The organism is Streptomyces sp. NPDC031426, from assembly GCF_055581585.1.
This window is the reverse complement of the sequence record NZ_JBVIJE010000003.1, coordinates 60,402-80,459: the sequence shown is the minus strand read 5'-3', so window position 1 is coordinate 80,459 and position 20,058 is coordinate 60,402. Positions and strand designations below refer to the sequence as shown.

Annotated in this window: 14 protein-coding genes; 8 read left to right on the top strand and 6 right to left on the bottom strand. The window is 72.4% G+C overall.

Annotated elements, in window-relative coordinates; translation table 11 throughout:
• Nucleotides 1-176 precede the first annotated feature (176 nt).
• The 6 genes from ACZ5NH_RS05825 to ACZ5NH_RS05800 form a co-directional block, all read right to left on the bottom strand.
• On the bottom strand, nucleotides 177-1,010 hold the full coding sequence (locus tag ACZ5NH_RS05825; protein WP_468773149.1) for an SDR family oxidoreductase: 834 nt from the start codon (nucleotides 1,008-1,010) through the stop codon (nucleotides 177-179).
• Nucleotides 1,011-1,659: 649 nt separating this feature from the next.
• Nucleotides 1,660-4,587, bottom strand: a complete 2,928-nt coding sequence (locus ACZ5NH_RS05820) for a tetratricopeptide repeat protein (RefSeq protein ID WP_468773148.1) — start codon at nucleotides 4,585-4,587, stop codon at nucleotides 1,660-1,662.
• Between the two features lie 2 nt (nucleotides 4,588-4,589).
• Entirely contained in the window at nucleotides 4,590-6,437 is a 1,848-nt protein-coding gene (locus ACZ5NH_RS05815; RefSeq protein ID WP_468773147.1) for an HSP90 family protein, read from the bottom strand.
• A gap of 46 nt (nucleotides 6,438-6,483) precedes the next feature.
• Nucleotides 6,484-7,470, bottom strand: coding sequence for a hypothetical protein (locus ACZ5NH_RS05810; RefSeq protein WP_468773146.1), 987 nt, complete (start codon nucleotides 7,468-7,470; stop codon nucleotides 6,484-6,486).
• A 127-nt stretch (nucleotides 7,471-7,597) separates the two neighbouring features.
• The gene (locus ACZ5NH_RS05805; protein ID WP_468773145.1) at nucleotides 7,598-8,881 is read right to left on the bottom strand and encodes a protein kinase domain-containing protein; all 1,284 of its coding nucleotides are present in this window, start codon (nucleotides 8,879-8,881) and stop codon (nucleotides 7,598-7,600) included.
• Between the two features lie 98 nt (nucleotides 8,882-8,979).
• Nucleotides 8,980-10,731, bottom strand: coding sequence for a serine/threonine protein kinase (locus ACZ5NH_RS05800; RefSeq protein ID WP_468773144.1), 1,752 nt, complete (start codon nucleotides 10,729-10,731; stop codon nucleotides 8,980-8,982).
• 126 nt (nucleotides 10,732-10,857) lie between these two features.
• On the opposite strand from ACZ5NH_RS05800, the gene ACZ5NH_RS05795 reads away from it, so the two are divergent.
• From ACZ5NH_RS05795 to ACZ5NH_RS05760, 8 genes are all read left to right on the top strand, one after another.
• Complete coding sequence (locus ACZ5NH_RS05795) at nucleotides 10,858-11,484, top strand: LuxR C-terminal-related transcriptional regulator (protein WP_468773143.1); 627 nt, start codon at nucleotides 10,858-10,860, stop codon at nucleotides 11,482-11,484.
• A gap of 67 nt (nucleotides 11,485-11,551) precedes the next feature.
• Nucleotides 11,552-12,379, top strand: coding sequence for a sensor histidine kinase (locus ACZ5NH_RS05790; RefSeq protein WP_468773142.1), 828 nt, complete (start codon nucleotides 11,552-11,554; stop codon nucleotides 12,377-12,379).
• A gap of 6 nt (nucleotides 12,380-12,385) precedes the next feature.
• The gene (locus ACZ5NH_RS05785) at nucleotides 12,386-16,600 is read left to right on the top strand and encodes an FtsK/SpoIIIE domain-containing protein (protein WP_468773141.1); all 4,215 of its coding nucleotides are present in this window, start codon (nucleotides 12,386-12,388) and stop codon (nucleotides 16,598-16,600) included.
• A 166-nt stretch (nucleotides 16,601-16,766) separates the two neighbouring features.
• Nucleotides 16,767-17,072: a WXG100 family type VII secretion target gene (locus ACZ5NH_RS05780; RefSeq protein WP_388627111.1), complete on the top strand. Its 306-nt coding sequence runs from the start codon at nucleotides 16,767-16,769 to the stop codon at nucleotides 17,070-17,072.
• A 65-nt stretch (nucleotides 17,073-17,137) separates the two neighbouring features.
• Entirely contained in the window at nucleotides 17,138-17,257 is a 120-nt protein-coding gene (locus ACZ5NH_RS05775) for a peptidoglycan-binding domain-containing protein (RefSeq protein WP_468773140.1), read from the top strand.
• Nucleotides 17,258-17,279: 22 nt separating this feature from the next.
• Complete coding sequence (locus ACZ5NH_RS05770; protein WP_468773139.1) at nucleotides 17,280-18,353, top strand: amidase domain-containing protein; 1,074 nt, start codon at nucleotides 17,280-17,282, stop codon at nucleotides 18,351-18,353.
• Nucleotides 18,354-18,454: 101 nt separating this feature from the next.
• On the top strand, nucleotides 18,455-19,717 hold the full coding sequence (locus ACZ5NH_RS05765) for a hypothetical protein (protein WP_468773138.1): 1,263 nt from the start codon (nucleotides 18,455-18,457) through the stop codon (nucleotides 19,715-19,717).
• A 35-nt stretch (nucleotides 19,718-19,752) separates the two neighbouring features.
• Nucleotides 19,753-20,058: hypothetical protein (locus tag ACZ5NH_RS05760; RefSeq protein WP_468773137.1), on the top strand; the 306-nt coding region annotated here is incomplete at its 3' end.

Sequence of the window (20,058 nt, the reverse complement as noted above, 5' to 3'; positions counted from 1 at the left end):
ACCCCTCGTACGGCAACGCACCCTCCCCGGCCACCAAGGGGCCACGTGCGCCGGCCTCTCCCTCGCCGCCGGCCCGCGGGGCAACTCTGGCTACTGATGGGTGAGTTGCCCGCTGAGGAAACGGTCGTGGCCGCACGAGGGCAGTTCCACCTGCCGGACCGGACTTCAGCCGACGGTCAGTGTTCCTGGGCCGTGGGGCGGACCATGATCTCGTTGACCGCCACATGCGGGGGCTGAGTGATCATGAAGGTGATGGCGCGAGCGATGTCCTCGGCATCCAGCCAGGCGTTCTGCGGCAGGCCACGGGCGGCAGCGGCCCCGGGGCCCGTCGCCATCTCCGTCACCGTCATACCCGGCTCGACCAGCCCCACCCGGATGCCCCTTCCCGTCACCTCCTGACGCAGGGCCTCGCTGAACGCGCCCACCGCGTGCTTGGTCGCCGAATAGACACCGTTGTTCCTGCGCACCACCCGGCCTCCGACCGAGCTGACATTCACGAGATCAGCGACCCCGCGCGGGCCGTCGGCCGCCGCGCGGAGCAGATGGGGCAAGGCCGCCTGCGACAGGTGCAGGACCGCGTTGAAGTTGAGATCGACCATCCGCTCCCACTGGGCCGGGTCACCCTCCTCGATGGTGCCCATGGCCACGTAACCGGCGTTGTTCACGAGCACGTCCAACCGCGTGAAGCACTCCACGGCGTCCTCGACGGCCCGACGTGCCTGCGCCACGGCTTCGAGGTCAGCGGTGAGGACCCTGCACGAGCCACCCCGATCACGGATCACCGCGGCCAGGTCCTCCAGCCGCCCCGTACGGCGGGCCACCACTGCCACGGCGGCGCCCTGCCGCGCCAGCGACAAGGCCGTGGCCGCACCGATGCCGCTGGACGCGCCCGTCACCAGCGCCGCGCATCCCGTCAATGGCGCATCACCGTCGGCGACGCCGGCGCCTGCCGCCCTGGCGCCCTGATCCGCAGCTGCCGCGTGCCCGGCGTTCGGATCCCTCACACTCATGATCACCCCTGCACAGGTCATCCCGTCCAGGGCGGGCCGAGGTGCCGCGAACCTGGCACCGCCGCCCACCGGCGAGGTGCCGCCCTGCTCTTCGAAGCTTGCACCACATGGCCCAAGACCGCCTCCGCGCATGCTTCGACGGTTGCCGTCGGCCGCTTGGAACGGGGCATCCGCCCTGTGCCCGTCTTCGTCTGCACCGAGGCGCTGAGCCCCCAGGGCGGGCGCCCCGGCCGTGCTCCGGCCACGGCGCCGCGCTGCTGCGGCGCCGCGAGTTGACCCACCGGGCCGACGCCGAACCCCAGCGCCACCGACAGTGCGCTGTGCTGCTCGGCTCCGAGCAGCCCCAACTCGTCACCGAACGGAAGAAGGATCTGATGGAGCCTGAATAGGTGACGTCGCGGCAGGGGCGGCGCAGGCGGCAGGCCGACGCCCGGTTCGCCGGTCAGGGGCAGCGTCCCGTCCGACCAGGCGGGAAGCGTCTCCGGGCCGCGCAGGCCTCAGCTCGTGGCTCGACACCACAAAAGACCGGATGACACACACCGGTGTGACAGGGCGGCCGTCACAGCCCTTCGGCGGAAAGCACACGGACAGGGCCGGCGGCGCGCCCGGCGCCGGGGCGGGCTGTCGCCCCGGCACCGGGTCCGCCGTATCAGCCCTCGTCGCGCAGCCGGGCCGCCAGGGAGGTCAGCGGCTCGGTCTCCCCGGTGTGGCCCAGGGCGGTGAGGCGGGCGACCGCCGCGTCGAGGCGGGTGCGGGCGGGAGCGGGGCGTTCCAGGTAGATGCCCTCCACGGCGCCCGCGAGGCGGACGCATTCGGCCCACTCGCCGGCGTGGTCCTCGTCGGATCCCGGTTCGCCGAGCAGGGTGAGGGCCTTGTCCAGGGCGGCCAGGGCGGTCTCGTACTCACGGCCGTAGGCGTTGACCCGTCCGTGTTCGTAGGCCAGGGCAGGGTCCAGGGAGCGGCCGCGGGCCTCGTACCCCGCAGCGCGGGCCTCGTCTGCGATCCTGCCCGCGTCGGCCAGGAAGGCGAAGGCGTCGGCCAGGCCCTCGGGACCCTGCTGCTGGGCCTGGAGGCGGGCGAGTTCACGCAGGCAGCTGCTGAGCTGCTCGTAGCGCGGGGCCCGGGCGTGGGCGGCGAGGGCCTGGTCCGCGGCCTCGCGGGCCCGGCCGAACTCGCCGGACTCGGCGAGGAGTACGGCGGTCTCCGCGGCGATCATGGCGTGGCTCCCGGGGTCGTCGTCCCAGCCGGCCGACTCGGCCGCGAGGGCGGCGAACTCCGCCGTGGCGGCCTTGAGGTCCTCCCCCGCGTGCAGCGCGCGGGCGCGGGTCAGGCGCAGCTGGGCGACGAGCCGGTCGTCCAGCTCTCCGGCGGCGACGTCCGGTTCGGCCAGGACGGAGTCGAGCAGAGCGATGCAGTCCTCGACGCGGCCCAGGTCGAGGCTGAGCTGGGCGGCGTTGCCGTAGGTGCAGAACGCGTCCGTCCGGCTGCCGTGGCGCAGTTCCAGCTCCGCGGAGCGCGTCAGGTGCCGCAGCGCCTCGTCGGGGCGGCCCAGGTGCATGCAGGCCTGGGCCAGATCACCGTGGAGGCGGGCGGTGTCGACCGTGTGGGTCGGCCAGTCGGCGGCCAGGCGCAGGCTCTCGGTCAGGTCCGCGTGCGCGGCCTGCGCGTCCCTGAGGCCGAGCTGGATCCGGGCGCGCAGGCCGAGCGTGCGGGGCAGGTGCCAGGCGGGGCCGTGCGCCTTCAGCCGGTCGAGGAGGGCGTCGATCTCCGTGGCCGCGGCGGGCAGATCGCCGGAGAGGGCGTACGTACTGGCCCGCAGCAAGAGCGCGCCGGAGACCTGTCCGGCGATGTCGTGCCGGGTGGCGAAGTCGAGCAGCAGGTCCACCTCGGCGAAGACCGGCGCGACGTGCTCGTCGCTCCGCGACGTCTGCAGACGCAGGCCGAGCGCGGTCGCCCGCAGCCGCAGCAGACGGGCCTCCTGGTACGGGGTGAGGCCGGTCGTCTCCTCGTGCAGGCGGACGAGGGCCGCGTGGGCGGCGGTCAGCGCGGCGGCCTTCGCCTCGGCTGCGTCGTCCGTGGGGATCTCGCCCGTGGCGAGCAGGGCGCAGGCGCGGGCGAGCACCGCGTGCCCCGGCGCTCCGGCCGCGTCGTACAGGCTCGCGGCCTCTTCGTACCGGGCGGCGGCTGCGGCGAACTGGTCCTTCTCGCCCGCCCGGCCCGCCTCGTCGGCCAGCAGGTCCGCGCGCAGCCGTACGAGCGGTCCCACGGCCGGGTCGTCGGGGTGGGCGTAGTCGGGGGCGGCGACGAGCGTGCGCAGCCGTGCCCAGCAGCCCGCTTCGTCCGGATGCCCCTCCTCGTCCAACTCCCGTGCCCGGGTGATGAGTTCGGGCAGCGACTCGGGGGCGGTGGCGGCCGGGCGGGCGGCGGGGGTGGCGGCCGGGGTGGCCGGGGCCACCTCGTCGAGGCCGCGGGTGCGCAGGGTCAGTTCCAGTGTGTCCAGGAGGGGGGCGCGGTCGAGGCGGTCCCTGCGGCGGTCGGTGTGGGCCGTGGTTCCGTTGCGGGCGTCGAAGCGGGCGGCGAGGTCGTCGGCGCGGCCACGCACCTCGGCGCGCAGGCCGGCCACCGTCCAGGTGCGGCCCGCCCATCCGGCGGCGGGCAGTTCGCCGTGGCCGAGGAGTTCGACGCGCTGGAGGAGGACCTCCACGCCGGTGAGGAAGCTGAGCAGGTCCAGCGGCGAGTCGACGTCGTCGAACAGGCTCCGGTTCTCGGCGAGCAGTTCCAGGCCGCGCGCCTCGTTGCCGGTCAGCGCGCAGAACTCCAGGTGCCGGCCGACCTCCCCGGACATCGAGGGGTTGCGGCGGCAGCCGCGGTAACCGGCCAGGTGCAGCTCGCGGGCCCGGTCGGTACGGCCGGTGCGCAGCAGGGGAAGCAGCGCGTACGAGATGGAGCGGGCGGGCTCCTCCTGGCAGGACTCCTTCCCGGCCAGGACGGGGTCCCAGGTGCGCAGGGCCCGCTCGTCGTCGCCCGCCGCGAGGTGGTACCGGGCGCGCTCGCAGATCTCGCAGGCCTCGCAGTCGCTGAGCCGGGTGCGGGTGCGGCCCGCCCACAGCTCGAAGGCGAGGTCGGTGTCCTCACCGACGTGTGCGGCGAGTTGGTACGCCTGCCCGTAGTAGGGCTGGAGGCCGAGTCCGGCCTTCTCGTACCGGTCGCGCATCTCCGTCAGCCACTGGCGCAGGCTGGCCAGCGGAATCTCGGGCAGCTGGCGCAGGGCGTGGGCCACCCACTTGAACCGCCAGAACAGCGTGTGGCGCAGTCGTTCGTCGAAGACGTCGGGCTGCTCGTCGAAGAGGGTGAGCAGGCGGGCGAAGACGACGGGCGACTTCCTGGGTTCTGAGCCGTAGGTGTACGCCTCCTGGAGTTCGAGGAGTGCGTGGACGAGCGGGACGGGTTCCGCGAACTGCTCGGCGGCGTCCACGAGTTCCTCGGCCGTGACGGTGCGGGTACGGCCGTAGGGGCGCCGGTCGTTCTCCTGAAGCGCATGGTACAGCTCGTCAGTGTTCTGGGGTGCGGTCGGCATCGTCAGCTGTCCTTGCGGAGGGCGTGGGCGAGAAGGTCGAGGAAGGAGCGGTTGATGAGGCTCGATTCGGCGGGCCGGAGCGGGCGCCGGGACAGCATCGCGGCCTGCCCGTAGAGGGCTTCGGCGCTGGTGCGGGCCAGTTCGGGTTCGTCGATGGTGACGGCCGTACGGACCAGCGGATTGAGCTGGTTGAGGATCAGCTGGGCCCGCGGCGCCTCCTGCCGCAGGTGGCCGAGGATGTCGCCCCACAGGCCGCCCTGCTGCTCGCGGGCGAGCTGGGAGCGGGTGCGCTCGTGCCGGGCCTCGCGGCTGTCGAGGAGGAGGGCCGGGGCGGAGGCGGGCTGGAAGGTGCGGAGCGCGACGTCGCAGTCGAAGACGGCGAGGGCGTCGCGGGCCTGGGCGAGGTAGGCCGCGGCGGCCAGTTCCGTCTCCCGGTCGACGGGGTCGAGGTGGGCGGTGAGCGTGGCCGGGTCCAGGTCTGCGACGCTGACCTCCGGCCTGATCTCCGGCAGCCGGTGGACCAGTTCACGGTCGTAGGTGTAGCCGCCGTTGACGACGCCGAGCCCGGCGGCCGAGGCGATCGCCGCGACCTGCCGGAACTCCTCCACGCTTGAGGTCACGAGCACGGTGCGGTGGGTGCGCGCGAACTCGTCCAGCGTGGCGTGTCCGTCGGTGGTCTCGAACGGCAGCCACGGCAGCAGCATCCGCAGGATCTCGTCGTCGTGCACCGCCAGCGACTTCACCGCCAGGTGGTGGGCCTGGAGGAAACGGCCGAGGAGGTCCGGGTCGCCGGCGGCGGTCCGGGCGATCCAGGCGCGTAGCAGTTCGGCGAGGGCGTCACGGACGGCGGCGAGGGTGTCGTCCTCGTACAGGGACTCGCGGGACGCCGTCGGGCGCAGGCTCTCGGCATCGACGACACAGCGGACGAAGAACGCCCACTCGGGCAGGATCTCCTGGGCCTGCTCGGACAGCAGCATGCCCTTGACGTGCACGCGGTGGCCGTGGCGGCGCCCGGCCGGCACCGCCTCCGGCAGCACGCACGCGATGCCCTTCAGGCCCACGGCCGGCAGATCCAGCTCGATGGTGTCCAGCGGCGTGAACCCGAACACCTCCGCGCCGTACGCGGCCAGCGCGCGGGAGCGTGCTCCGGGCGTGGGGTACGCACGCGCCCAGGGTGCGGGCTCGGGGTTGACGGATGCGCCCGGGCCGCCCGTGCCGTCGTCGAAGGTCACGGGATGGCGCAGCAGGGAGCCGAAGTGCCGGGCCAGCGCGTGCACCTGTGCCGGCCGGGTCCACTCGCCCGCGTCGGCGCGCGGCGTCAGTGTGACGGTGGTGCCGGGGCCGGGGCGGGCGGAGGCGGGCAGGGTGCGGACGGAGTAGCTGCCGTCACCGCGTCCCCGCCACTCCACGGCGGGGGCGTCGGCAGTGCGGGCGCAGCGGCTCAGGACATGGATCTCGTCCGCGACCAGGAAACAGGAGAGCAGGCCGATGCCGAACTGGCCGATGAAGTCGGCGCGTTGCTCGGCGACCTGCTCGGCGCGCTTGCTGCTGCGGCCGATCGTGGCGAGGAAGGTGTGCACGTCGGCCTCGGTGAGACCGACGCCGTCGTCCTCGACTCGTACGACCGAGCCGTCGGCGTACAGGCGGATACCGAAGGCGCCGGTGGGGGCGGCCGGTTCGAGACCGTGCCGCGCGGTCAGCGCGTCCACCGCGTTCTGCAGGAGTTCACGCAGGTAGACGCGGGGGCTGGAGTAGAGGTGGTGGGAGAGGAGATCGACGAGGCCGCGCAGATCCACCTGGAAGGTGCGGTCGGCGCCGGCCGGGCTCGAAGGGGTCGCGGGGAGAGTCATCGGGCAGTCCGGGGTGAGGTGAGCGACGGCGGGTGGGGTGGCGGGCTCAGGCGTTGCGCCGGGCGCGGGCGTACATCTCTTCCGGCTTCGCCATGTACCTCCAGGGCCACGAGGTGTAGGCGCCTTGCAACTCGCGGAAGACGCGCGGCAGCACGAGGCGTTCGGAGGCCAGGGACAGGGCCATGGCGAAGATGTTGAAGTCCTGCTGCCAGCCCGGGCGACGCACGTAGGCGGGGTGGAGGATGCTGCGCTCGGCCGTTTCCAGCAACTCGTCCTGGATGCCGGGGGTGATGAGGCAGTTCTTACGGTCGGACTCGACCCAGTCCTCGATGTGTGCCATGGCGATCACACAGCCGAGGCGATGGCCATCGGGTGCCCGCGCGAAGGCCTCACGGGCGAACGCCAGGGCCTCGCCGGGCTCGCCGCCCCAACGGGGCTGCAACTGCGACACCCACTCGATGTGGGTCTCCAGGTCCAGCGGGTCGCGGCGCAGAGCGGCGTCGAGCCGGGTCTCGTTGACGGCGGGGCCCAGCGACATGCCGCGGCCGGAAGTGAGCAGGCGGCGCCATGGTGTGACCCATTCCGGCCGCAGCTCGGCGGCCTCCAGCAGCCGCTCCTCGGCGATGTGGAGCCGCTCGTGGAAAACCCGCCACTGCTCCGGCTTGACATCCGCGGCACGCGCGCGGGTGCGCGCCTCCCAGCCCCAGTTGATGTGGCGCGCCCCGGATATCAGCAGGGCGGTCGCCCGGTGCTCCTTGTCCTCCTCGACGGCCCGGCCGATCCACTCCTGCACACCGTCCAGGTCGGCCAGCTCACCGAGGACCTGATCCTGGCGGCCGAGATCGAAGGGGGCCAGCGCCGCCTTGACCGCCGCCCAGTCACCCGCGCCGGCCGCCTCGACCAGCGCGAGCACCCGCGAGTCTCCGAGCGCGCGCAGCGTGTACATCCCGTTCTTCTTCCGGCGCGGGACGGCAAGGGCGTACGGATCCGCCGCCGGTCTCTCCCCACCTCTGCCGAACAGCTTGCCGAACATGCCGCGCCCTCCCCAGGTTCCGCGTGATCGTTCGGTGCAGCATAAGCGGCACCACCGACACCGCTTCCACAGGGTTTTCCACCGGTGGTTCACGGAGTCGGACGATGCGCCAGGGAAGCGGGACGCTCTACCTCTGGTGCGGTGTGCCGGGCGACAGGATGACCCGCACGATGGCGTGACGTGGCACCTTGCTGCCGGGCCCAGGTGTCTGCTCGCATACTCGGCCGACGGGCGTGCCGGGGTGAGGGCACTCCCGGTGTCGGATCGGCTGGACGCGTACGCCGGCTGCCTGGGCACTCGACCGGGCTTCGGTCATGGTCTCGCCGATCAGCGAGGGTGCCGCGACCCGGGGACGAGCAGGGGCGTGGGATCCGATGATCAGGTAGGTGCCCACGGCGGCCGCCAGCAGCACCGCCATCGCCTGAAGCGGCCGGCGGATGCGCCCGCGGCGCACAAGGCGTTGTTTCCGGGGATCCCGGGGCGGCGGCGGTGGGGTGTGCCGGACCGTCGCGGGTGGAACGGGCAGGGGCGGGGTCACCGCCGTGGCACGGCCTGCCAGTACCTTCCCGATGGCGTCGCGCATCTCTTCGGCGGTCTGGTAGCGAACCGCAGGATCCTTGGCCAGCGCGCGCAGCACCAGAGTGTCGTAGGCGGCAGGCAGCTGCGGGACGTGGGCAGAGGGAGGCACCGGTGGTTCCGAGAGGTGCTTCATGGCCACGGCCAACGGGGTGTCACCGGTGAACGGGGGGCGGCGGGTGAGCAGCTCGTACAGCAGGCAGCCGGTCGAGTACAGGTCGGTGCGGACGTCCACCTGCTCGCCCCGGGCCTGTTCCGGCGAAAGGTACTCGGCCGTGCCCACGACCACCGAGGTGCGGGTGAGGGTCGTACCCGCCTGATCCACCGAGCGGGCGATGCCGAAATCCGTCACCTTCACGCTGCCCTCGTGGGAGAGCATGACGTTCGCCGGTTTGATGTCCCGGTGCACGATGCCGTGGTGGTGGGCGTGATCGAGCGCCTCCAGCACGCCGGCGGTGAGTTCCAGGGCGTGCTCGGGTCCGGTGATCCGTGCCTCGCGCACGAATTGGAGCAACGTGGTGCCCTTGACGTACTCCATCACGAGGTACGGGACGAGGCGGCCGTCGATCGTGTCCTCGCCCGCGTCGTAGACGGCGACGACGGACGGGTGGCCCAGCAGGGCCGTCGAGACGACCTCACGGCGGAAACGCACCCAGTGTTCGGCATCGGCCGCCAGGTCCGGCCGGAGCGCCTTCACGGCGACCTGGCGGAACAGCAGCAGATCGTACGCCAGCCATACCTCGGCCATCCCCCCGCGACCCAGAACGTGTTCCAGACGGTAGCGTCCGCCCAGACGACGTGAACGATCCACGGTGTTCCCCCTCGTTGCCGACATCCGCCGAGGCACCGTAGAGACGGTTCTTGTGGGATCTCTGTGCGCGACTGGCCTGACCACCCCGATGAATTGTCCGCACCCGCAGTGCGCGCCCGCGTTCACGCCGTGTGGTAGGTGCCACCCTGCACGTAGTACTTGCCGCCGCAGCTGTTCTGCTTGTACTCGCCGACCCGCCATACGCACACCCAGGTGTAGACACCGGGGCCGTCCCAGTAGAAGTCGGTATTGAGGGTGCCCGCTCCCTGCTGCTCACGTGCGTCGGTGAATTTCTGGCTGCTCGACTCCGGGCCGCGGAAGTAGTTCATTCTGCAGTCGTTGCCCCAGGACTCCAGCAAGGCCTGGGTGAATCCACCGGCGTCGCTCGGGCGGTAGTTCATCCACGCCTCGCAGCCATTGGACGAGGCGACGGACCCGGGGATCCAGCCGGCCTTTGGTTGAGCGTGCGTCGAGGTGGGGCCGGGGCCCTGCCCTGCTGGGCTGGTGGCTCCAGGCGGTGCGTGGGTGCCGTTCTGACCGCCGGTCACGTCGGACGGTGGTGCGCCGGGGCCGTTCTGGCCGCCGGTCACGCCGGGCGGCGGTGCGCCGTTCGCGCCACCGGCAGGATCCGCGGGGTGGCCGCTCGTGGCTCCCGATGACGTGCCGCCGGCGGCGGGCCCGCTGGACCTCGGGCCTGCGGATGCCGAGCTCACCGCCGGGGCGACGCCGGAGTTGCGCGCGGAGGCCCTGGCGCCGGCGGCCGGTCCGTTGTGCCGAGCGAGCTCACCGGCGGTGACGGCGGCCGAGGCCACCAGGGCCACTGCGGCCGCGGCCGCCAGGATGTTGCGCCGCCGGTGCGAAGGCCGTGCGGCGCGCTCAGGCGCCTTGCGGGGCAACCCGGCCGCGTCGTCGGCGCCGGTGAGCCCGCCACCCGGTAACTGCGGTTCGTCCGCCGGCGCTTGTGAGGTGAGCGCCCGGCGCCGTTCGATGCGGGCCAGCAGGGGCTGCGGCCATGGAGCGGTGGCGCGCGTGGCCCCTGCCGCAGCGACCACGGCGGCGGCGTCGGGGCGTTGTCCGGGATCCTTCTCCAGGCAGCGTGTGACCAGCGCGTGCAACTCGCGGTCGACGTCTGCCAGATCGGTCAGATCGGGAGGCTCGTGCACGACTCGGAAGAGGACTTCGGTGGCCGTGCCCTCACCGAAGGGCGGCTTGCCGGTCACGGCGAAGGTCAGAAGCCCGCCGAGCGCGAAGATGTCCGCCGGCGGACCCAGGGCTCCCGTCCGCGCCTGTTCCGGCGCCATGTAGCAGGGCGTGCCGACGTGCTGCCCGGTGACCGTCACCTGGCTCAGATCGGCCGCGTGGGCCACGCCGAAGTCGATCACTTTCGGACCGTCGAGGTCCAGGATCACGTTCGACGGCTTGAGGTCACGGTGGACGATGCCCGCCGTGTGGATCGCCCCCAGCGCGGTGGCCACACCGGCCGCCAGGCGCCACGCCGCCGTCGGTGGCAGGGGCCCGTCCGTCCGGACCGCGTCCTCGAGCGGCACCCCGGGCACGTACTCCGTCGCCAGCCAGGGCCGGTTCGCGTCGGGTTCCGCGTCCACGAGGGCCGAGGTGAACGCGGCGTCGAGCCGGCTGAGCGCCGTGAGCTCGCGGGCGAAGCGGCGCCGGAACTGCTCGTTGCCCGCCAGTTCGGGGCGTACCACCTTCACGGCTACGAAACGGCCGTCCGCCCACCCCAGGTACACCCGCCCCATGCCGCCCGCGCCGAGCAGCGCGGCCAGCCGGTACCGCCCGACTCTGGCCGGGTCGTCCGGTGTGAGCGGACTCGCACCGAGCACTGCCAGGTCGGTATCGGTCAGTCCGGAGCCCATGATTCCCCCTCGCCCTGCTCCGCGCGGCACTGTGGTCCCATCCTGGCCCAGGACCCCATGTCCCGTGAAATCCCCTGCGCCGGAGGTTGAGTTGACGGCAAATCAGCACACTGCGACCATTGTCCGGTGGCGGATGTACGGGTGGCGATTGTCGATGATCATCCCGTGACGCGCGAAGGTGTCGCGGCACTGCTGGCGAGCAGTCCGGGCTTCGACGTGGTGGCCTCGGTGGACGACCCGGCCGCAGTGCCCCGGGACGGCTCGGTCGACGTCGTCGTCCTCGACCTGTACCTGGCGGACGGCAGGCCGTCGACGCCGGCAGTCTCCGAGATGGCCACCTGGGCACGGGTTCTGGTGATGTCCGCCTCGCGTGCCCCGGCCGACGTCCTGGCGGTCGTCCGGTCCGGAGCGAGCGGCTACGTCACCAAGGACACCGGCAAGGAGACGCTGCTGGCGGTCCTCGCGACGGTCGCGGCGGGCGGGTTCTCGCTTTCGCCGCAGCTGGCGGACGTGCTGGCCGCCGCGCTCTCCGCGACACCGGCGGTACCCGACGACCCGTCGGACCTGCTGTCGCCGCGTGAACGCGAGGCGCTGGACCTGATCGCGGCCGGGTTCACCCACGCCCAGGCCGCCAGGCGCATGAACGTCACCAAGGCCACGGTCGACACCTACGTCGAGCGCATTCGCGTCAAGCTGCAGGCAGGCAACAAGGCGGAGCTGACCAGGATCGCCCTGGCGGCGCGCCGCACCTGAGACACACTGCGGGAAAAGGGCCAGGACAAGGGCCGGAACAAGGGCGAGGAACGGGACAGAGCGGACAATGTCCGATACGGGGGTGACGGCGGCCGGCCGGCTCGCGGCCTTATGGGTGCGCACCGCGGCGGGGACGGCCCTGGCGGTGTGCCCGCTCGTGTGGTGGCTCGCCGGTGCCGGTGTGCGGGGCGGCGCCGCCGCGGGCACGACTGCAGTCGCCTTCGCGTTGCCGACCGCGGTGGCGGCGCGCGCCGTTCGCAGGGCCGGACGGGGACTCGACCGGCAGACGGCGGCGGCGATCACTTGCGCCGAGGAGGCGGCACGCTCCCAGGAGCGCGACCGGCATCAGCGGATCCTGCACGACCGGGTCCTGCAGATCATGGAGATGCTGGCCCGCGGTGACCGTCGGTTCGACACGGGGGTGCGCGGCCAGGTCGCCGAGGAGGCGGCGTGGCTGCGCGACCTGGTGGAGACGGGCCGGGAGCGCGAACCGGGCAATCTGGTGGCCGAGTTGGAGACACTGGCCCGCGCCTTCGCCCTGCAGCATCTGCGGGTGGAGGTCAACACCGCCGGGCTCGCCGCCGCCGGCAATCCGCACGACCGGCTGCCGCGCTCCCACGTGTCGGCATTGGTCGAGGCGACCCGTGAAGCCCTCACCAACGTCGTCAAACACGCGGGAACGGATGTCGCCACCCTCCGCGTCAACCACGGGTCGCACGGCCTCGTGCTCACGATCGTCGACGCGGGACGCGGCTTCGACGGCGAACCGACGGCCGGCACCGGCCTGCGGCGGTCGATCATCGGCCGGCTCACCGAGGTCGGCGGTGCGGTGCTGATCGAGAGTGCCGCAGGTGAAGGAACCTCCGTGGAACTACGGCTTCCGATCCCCGAGTAGGCACCCATGGAATTCGTATTCGACAGCGGCGGACACAGGACCGAGTACGCCCTGACGATCACCGACCCGACCGCCGAGGTCGGCGACCTGGCGAAGGCGCTCGGGCAGCCGCCCGTGGCCCTGGTGATCGACGGACGTCTGGTGGCCGGCTCGGTCGGGCTGCCCGCCTCCGGGCTGGTGGCCGGGTCGGTCGTAGGCCCGGCCACCGCGGTCGCGCACAGCCGCCCCGAGCCGCCGGCACGTGAGGCCTGGGTGATCGCCGGTCCGGACGCCGGCGGTCGGTTGCCCCTCCGCCCGGGCGAGACGCCCGTCGGCCGGGACGCCGCCTGCGGTGTGCGGATCGATCACCCCGCGGTCTCCCGTCGCCACGGCGTGCTCACCGTAGCGGCGGCCGGGCCGGTCATGGTGGCGGACCAGGGTTCCCGTAACGGCATCGACGTCAACGGGACGTTGATCACGGAACCGACGCCGGTCGGTGAGCAGGACGTGATCGGTGTCGGCGGTGGCGCGGTGCTGCGCGTGGTGACCCCGCCGGAGGAACACCGACGGGCGAGCGTCGACACCGTCCACGGCGTGCGGCACGACTGGCGCGTACCGTTCCACCGCCATGCCCGCAGGACGCCGCCGGCACCCGTGCCGTTGCCGGTGCCCCAGGCGCCGGAGCGTCGGCAGCGCTCGCCGTTTCTGTACACGTCGCTTCTGGCACCGATCGGTCTGGCCGCCCTGACGGTGTGGCTCTTCCACGACGTGCGGTTCGCCGTGTTCGCCGCGCTGTCGCCGCTGGCGTACCTCGCCTCCGGGTTCGAGGAGCGGCTGCGCGGTCGGACCGGACGCCGCAGCGGGCATCGTGCCTACCTCGCCGCGCTGAAGCGCTTCGAGGTCGAGGTGGCACGGGAGCATCGGGCGGAACTCGCCCGCCGCAGGACCGCGGGGCTCGATCCGGCCGAGGTCGCGTTCCGCGCCGAAGCACCGGGCGCGTCCCTGTGGGAGCGGCGGGCGGGTTCCGAGGACTTCCTGAAGCTCGCGGTCGGCGTGGGTGACCAGCCCTGGCAGCCGCAGCTCGCCGAACCGCCCTCCGGCGCCCGGGAACTGCCCGCCGAAGTCGCCGAGGTGCTCGCCCGGTACGCGGAACTGCCGCGCGTCCCGGTGCACGTGGATCTCGGCGTGACCCGGGTGCTCGGGATCGACGGACACCGGGAGGCCGCGCTCGCGGCGGCCCGGGCGCTGCTGTTGCAGGCGGCGGTGGCGGCGGGCCCGGCCGACCTGGCGGTCGCGGTGTTCACCAACTCGGCCTGGTCGGCGCGGTGGGAGTGGACGAAGTGGCTGCCGCATCTGTTCGACCGGACCGAGGGCACGAGCCGGCTGATCGGGGTCGGCCGCGCAGCAGCGGACCGCCTCGCCGCCGATCTCCTGGCCCACCATCCGTTCCCCGAGGCCGAGCGCGGTGTGCTGCTGGTGGTCGTCGACGGCGCCGCCCTGCTGGAGGGCCGCAACTGCCCGTTGCGCGACCTGATCGGCGGCCGGGCCGGTGCCACCCGGGCCGTGGTGCTCGCCGATCCGCTGCCGGCGCTGTGCGAGGTGGTGCTGAGCGTGCGCGCCGGTGGCGCCGGGGAGCTGCGCCACGTGGCCACCGGCGAGCGACGCGGCAGCATGCTGACCGCCGGCGTCGGCGAGGCGCACGCACGCGCGACCGCCCGGGCGCTGGCCCGCTTCGAGGACCCCGAAATCGCGTTGGCCGGGGCCGGCCTGCCCGCGCGCACGCCTCTGCTGCCGCTGCTCGGCCTTCCGGACCTGACTGCCGGCGCTCTGCTGGACCGCTGGCAGGCAGCGGCGCGCACGCTGCGCGCAGGCACCGTGCTCGGTGTCACCGACGACGGACGGTACGAGATCGACCTGGACGACGACGGACCGCACGCGCTCATCGCGGGAACCACCGGCTCGGGCAAGAGCGAGTTGCTGCGCACCCTGGTCACCGGACTGGCCGTCGGGAACGACCCGGACCACCTGGTCTTCGTGCTCATCGACTACAAGGGCGGCGGCGGACTCGACAAGTGCGCCGACCTGCCGCACGTCGTCGGCATGGTCACGGATCTGGACGAGCAGTTGAGCATCAGGGCGATGCGCTGCCTGGAGGCGGAGCTGCGGCACCGCGAGCGGATGCTGCGGGCCGCCGGCGTGTCGGACTTCCGTACGTACCAACGGCTGCGGGACACCGGCCGTCCGGAGCTGGAACCCATGCCGCGCATGGTGGTGGTGATCGACGAGTTCGCGACGCTCGTCAAGACGCTGCCAGCCTTCGTCGACGCCCTGGTGGACGTGGCTCAGCGTGGCCGCGCGCTCGGCGTCCACCTGGTGATGGCCACGCAGCGGCCGGACGGTTCGGTCAGCGACGCCATCAAGGCCAACGTCAAGCTGCGGATCTCACTGCGGGTGGAGACCCCAGAGGACTCCCGCGCCGTCATCGACTCGCCCGCGGCGGCGGCGATCGGACCGCGGCAGTGGGGCCGGGCCTTCCGGCGGGTCTCCGGTGGCGAGGTGGAGGCCGTCCAGACGGCTCTGGCGACCACCGTCACCGCGACCGAGGCCGCAGGCGAGCGGCTCCGCGTCGCCCCATTCGTCTTCGCTCCCGGTATGCCAACCGCTCCGGGCACCGAAGAGTCACATGCCGAGACGGGCCCCACCGACTTGCGGCGCCTGGTCGATCTGGCCCGCGCGGCCGTCACGGCAGGCGGGTACGCGGCACCGCGCCGACCATGGCCCGATCCGCTGCCGCGGCACGTCCCGCTCGCCGGCCTGGACGTCGCCGAGGCCGGCCTGCAGACGCCCACCGCGGGCCTGCCGGCCCTTGTGCTCGCCGACGATCCGGACCGGCAGCGACAGGTACCACTGGGCTGGGACCCGGACGCCGGTAACCTCCTGGTCTTCGGCGCGGTCGGCTCGGGCACCACCACAGCCCTGGCGTCGCTGGTGCTGGCCTGGGCGCGCGTCCTGCCTCCTGAGCGCTTGCACCTGTACGTACTCGACCACGGCGCGGGCGACCTGGCCCCGCTGGCCCGGCTGCCGCACACCGGCGGCCATGTCCGCAGCTCCGACCGCGAGCGGCTGGTGCGGCTGGTCGGCCTGCTCGGCAAGGAACTGGAGCGACGCAAGGCCAGCGGCGGCGCGGACTTCCCGCGCTGGCTGGTGGCCGTCGACGGGCTCGGCGCACTGCTCACCGGGGCCGGGGACGACCTGCTGCTGGACGAGCTGATGGGGCGGCTCGGGCAGGTCTACGCCGATGGCCCGGCCGTCGGCATCGCTTTCGCCGGGACCGTCGACCGGGCCGGCGGCATACCGGGCAACTGGCTGAGCCGTACGGCGCAGAAGGTGCTCCTGCGGCTCGCCGACGTCTCGGACTACGGGCACTTCGGCGTGCCCGCGCGCGAGGTGCCCGAGGCGGCCCCCGGACGCGGCGTCGTCGTGGCGACGCGGCAGGTCGTGCAGGTCGCGGCACCGGGAGCGGACCTCGCCGAAGCCGCGGCCGCGGTACGCGCCACCTGGCCCGGGCCGCACCATGTTCCGGCCATCCAGGTGCTGCCGCAGACCGTGCCGCTGGCGGGACTGAAGGCGAGAGCGCGCGCCGACGCGCACCCGTGGACCATCCCCATCGGGGTCGCGCAGGAGAGCCTGGAGCCGGTTCACCTGACCGTGCACGAACACGACCACGTGCTCATCTGCGGTCCCCGCCGCTCCGGGCGAAGCACACTCCTGGCCAGCATCGCGCTCGGCCTGCGGGGTGCCGTGGACGCCCCTGTCTTCGCCTACGCGCCACGCGAGTCACCGGTCCGCCGGCTGCCGGCCCCGGTGCGACTCGCCTCCGACCTGACGGAACTCACCGCTCTGGTCCAGGAGAACGACCGGCCGCCTGTGGTGCTGATCGACGACGCGGACGCGTTCGACGACTTCAGCGGAGTGTTCCTTGCTCTGACGTCCCATCAGGACCCCGGGATCCACGTCATCGCCGCGGCCCGCAACGACGGCGAGGTGCGCAGCAGCATGCACTGGCTGACGTCGGTGCGGCGCAGCAGGTCGGGGGTGCTGCTGATGCCCGACTCGCTCGACGGTGACCTGCTGGGCGTCGGCCTGCCGCGCCGTCCCGCGCTCACCATGCGGCCCGGGCGCGGATATCTCGTCTCGGACGGCTCCTTCACCGCCGTCCAGGTCGCCGTGCCTGACGACTGACAGGCGGACAGGGTGTGTGGTGCCTCGCACCACACACCCTGTCCGGCATACGTCCGACGCCCTGCACGCTACTGCCGGCACCGCTCCTGCGCCTACCTTCGAGCCATCGACAACGGCGACCGGCACCGGACTTCGGGAGGCCGGCGACAGGAAGAGGGAGAGCGCCATGGCGGTTCAGGTTCTGGTCGGAGCGAACGCGCAGAGCGACGCGCAGCAGTTCCTCTCGGCGGTGCAGACCTTCACGCAGGAGGTCAACAAGGTTCGTTCGGCCGGGCAGAAGTTGGCGAGCTCCAGCGAGTGGCAGGGCAAGTCGGCGCAGAAGTTCGACGCCGACTTCCAGGCGTTCGCCAAGGCGGCCGCCCTGATGGAGCAGTCGCTGCAGAAGATGGCGACGGGCGCGAAGACGGTCATCACCAACATCGACAACACCGACGCGCAGGGTGCCGCGCAGATCGGCAGCTTCAGCGGCTGAAGCTGCCGACCGCGTGCCCTCGCCTCCCTCCGGGGAACGGCACGGAAGGAGGCGAGGACGACGGCTTGTCGGCAGCGAACATCGCGGACACGGGCCGCACGGCGGTGGAGCCGTTCCAACGTGCCCACGGCCTGCGCGTGGACGGCGTCGCCGGCATGAACACCTGGCACTCGCTGCGGGCGTGACTCAGCGGAACGGTGGTGCGAAATGGCAGAGAAGGTCCTGGTAGGCGCAAGCGCCCCGAACAGTGCGCGTGAGTTCGCCGCGGCGGTGTCGCGTTTCGAGGTAGCGGCGAAGAGTGTGGAGAGCCTGGCTGAGCGTCTGTCGTCCTCCGGCAGTTGGCAAGGCCAGACGGCGCAGCTCTTCGCCCGCGAGCGCCAACAGTTCACGCAACGGATGACCGCCATGCGGCAGGCGCTGTCCCGCATAGGACAGGCGGCACAGGCCGTCATCCAGGCGATCGAGGAGACGGACCGTCAGGGCACCGGGCAGATTCCCGATGCACCGGATGCCGCCGCTGCCACCGATACCACCGCCGGGCCGCTGATCCAGACGGCGGCAGCTCTGCCGATGACAACCGACTCCGGCCCACGCGGTGACGACTCGCCTCTCCTCGGCGCACCCGGGTCGCCCACCCGGTTCGCGGGCGGCGGCTCCCTCTTCGACACCTCCTCCGCCAACAACGTCCCCCCTGACGACTTCCACCGCCGCATCGCCGAGATCGCGCATCAACGCGCGAACGACACATCAGACGATCCCAAAAACTACGACAACTGCACGAACTTCGTATCGGACGTGCTGGCCGCCGCAGGACTGCCGCAGACCACAGGGCCGGGCCACTCCGGCTTCCAGCCGCTCTCGGGTGACAACACGCCCAGCTACTGGTGGCATGACTCCTCCCCCTCTGCCCTGCCCTGGATGTCGGCCCACGAGAGGTCGCAGAGCTGGATGTTCGCGCCGGACCTGTTCCGGTACCTCACGCAAACCGTGCACGCCCAGGAGATTCCGGTGTCCCAGGCCAGGCCCGGCGACGTCATCTTCTGGCAGAAGCCGGATGGCACCTTCCACCATGCAGCGGTGATCACCGGTGTCGCCGACGGCGATCTCCTCTACACCCAGCACAGCGGCGCCCGTGACGACTGGAGCCTGCAGCGCGGGGAGACCGACTTCACCCGGCAGCCCGGCGTCGGACCACAGGTTCTGCACATCCTGCGGGTGCCGACGCCATCGCGCATCGCACCGCAACACGACGACCCCTGGCACCCGCTGGAGGGAGAGTGAGAGGTCGCCTCGCCGGTCTCGATGGAAGAGGCCGCGATGCGATTTCTGGCCAGGACATGGCCAGAACGGCCACTGCAAACGCGGAGGACTAAGGTGTACCGGTGATCTTCAAGAGGAAGCAGAAGACCTCGGATCTCGACACCGTCATATCCGAGCTGGAGCAGGCCGTTGACGCTCGCGACGGTGCCCGCACCGAACGTGCCTTCACCGCCGCGCTGAAGAGCCTGCGGCAGGCGACGGACATTGAACTCGTCCTGGCGGGACCCCGGTTGGCCGCACTGCTCCCCTCCTTCCCGCCCACCGGCCCGCGCCCGCTCCTGGCTTCGGCGGCCGGCTTCTGTGTCGAGAGCGGCGCCGATGCGGCGGCCTGCGCGGAGCCAGTCCTCGGCGGAGTCCACCGGGACCTGCTCGACGCCCTGGAGTTCGCCCGCCGTTGGACCGCTGTCGGCGGAGCCGAGGACGAACTGCCGGAGCCCGACGGGAAGATCATCGATGATGCGCTGCTGGCCCGCTTGGGCGACGACGCTCACGAGGCCACGCGGTTGGCGCTGGCCTGGTGCTCGGTCGAGGAATGGCAGCCGCCCGCGCTGGCCGTACTGTGCCGCAGCGCAGACGTACGCCATCTGCACGCATCCACGCTCCTCCCCACCTGCCGCGAGCTGGCGGCCCTGGAGCGGCATGACCTCAAGTGCCTGACCTACGCACTGGCAGTCCTGGACGACGAGCCCTTGATGGTGCTGCACCGGCCCACCGGGAGCGGGTTCGAGGTGCGCATCAGCGGCATCGGGGACAACTTCCAGTTGCACACGCTGCTCGCGCACGTGCTCGTCGGTGGCGGCCACGTGCCCGGCACCGCCCCTTCGGCTGAGAGCGTCCGCCTGGCCACGGACCCCGAGCCCGCCGGAGGACGCACCGAGGCCGTCGCGACCGGGGCCTTCGAACTCCTCGCCCCTGACGGGAAGCGGATCTGGAACGAGGGGCTGCCCGCCGACATCCCCGTGGTGGAGGGATACCGCCTGCTCGTGCTGGACGAACCGCTCTACCGGCGCAGTTGGAACGCCGACCGGTTCTTTCCCCATCTCCCGGGTACGGCCAAGCTGACCCGCATCCTGTCCGACGACGAGGCGCGAACCTGGCTCGCCCGCACCTCGTCCGCCGAGGGGACCCGACAGGCTCCCCGACCCGGTGGACCCGGCCGGCACCGCGAGGTGGTCAGAAGTCGGAACCCGGACCTGGTCCCCTGTCGAACACGGAGTGCGCCGGGGCCCTGCCGGAACGGCATGGCGCCGAAGACTCGCGGACCCGGCCGAAGCGTTGCGCGAGGCCAGGGTCAGCCCTGGACCCAGCGGCCGTCATCCCAGTAATGGACGCCGCCGTCTCAGCGGTATGCGTACCCGCCGTGGCCGCGCGCCCAGTCCACCTGGCCGAGAACCCAACGGCGGCGACCATCGTCCTCACGGACCCACGACCCACCACGACCGTCGACCTGCACCAGGTGCGCGTACCCGCCGTGATCGCGCGCCCAGTCCACCTGGCCGAGAACCCAACGGCGGCGACCATCGTCCTCACGGACCCGCGACCCACCACGACCGTCAACCTGCACCAAGTGTGCGTACCCGCCGTGATCGCGCGCCCAGTCCACCTGGCCGAGAACCCAACGGCGGCGACCATCGTCCTCACGGACCCGCGACCCACCACGACCGTC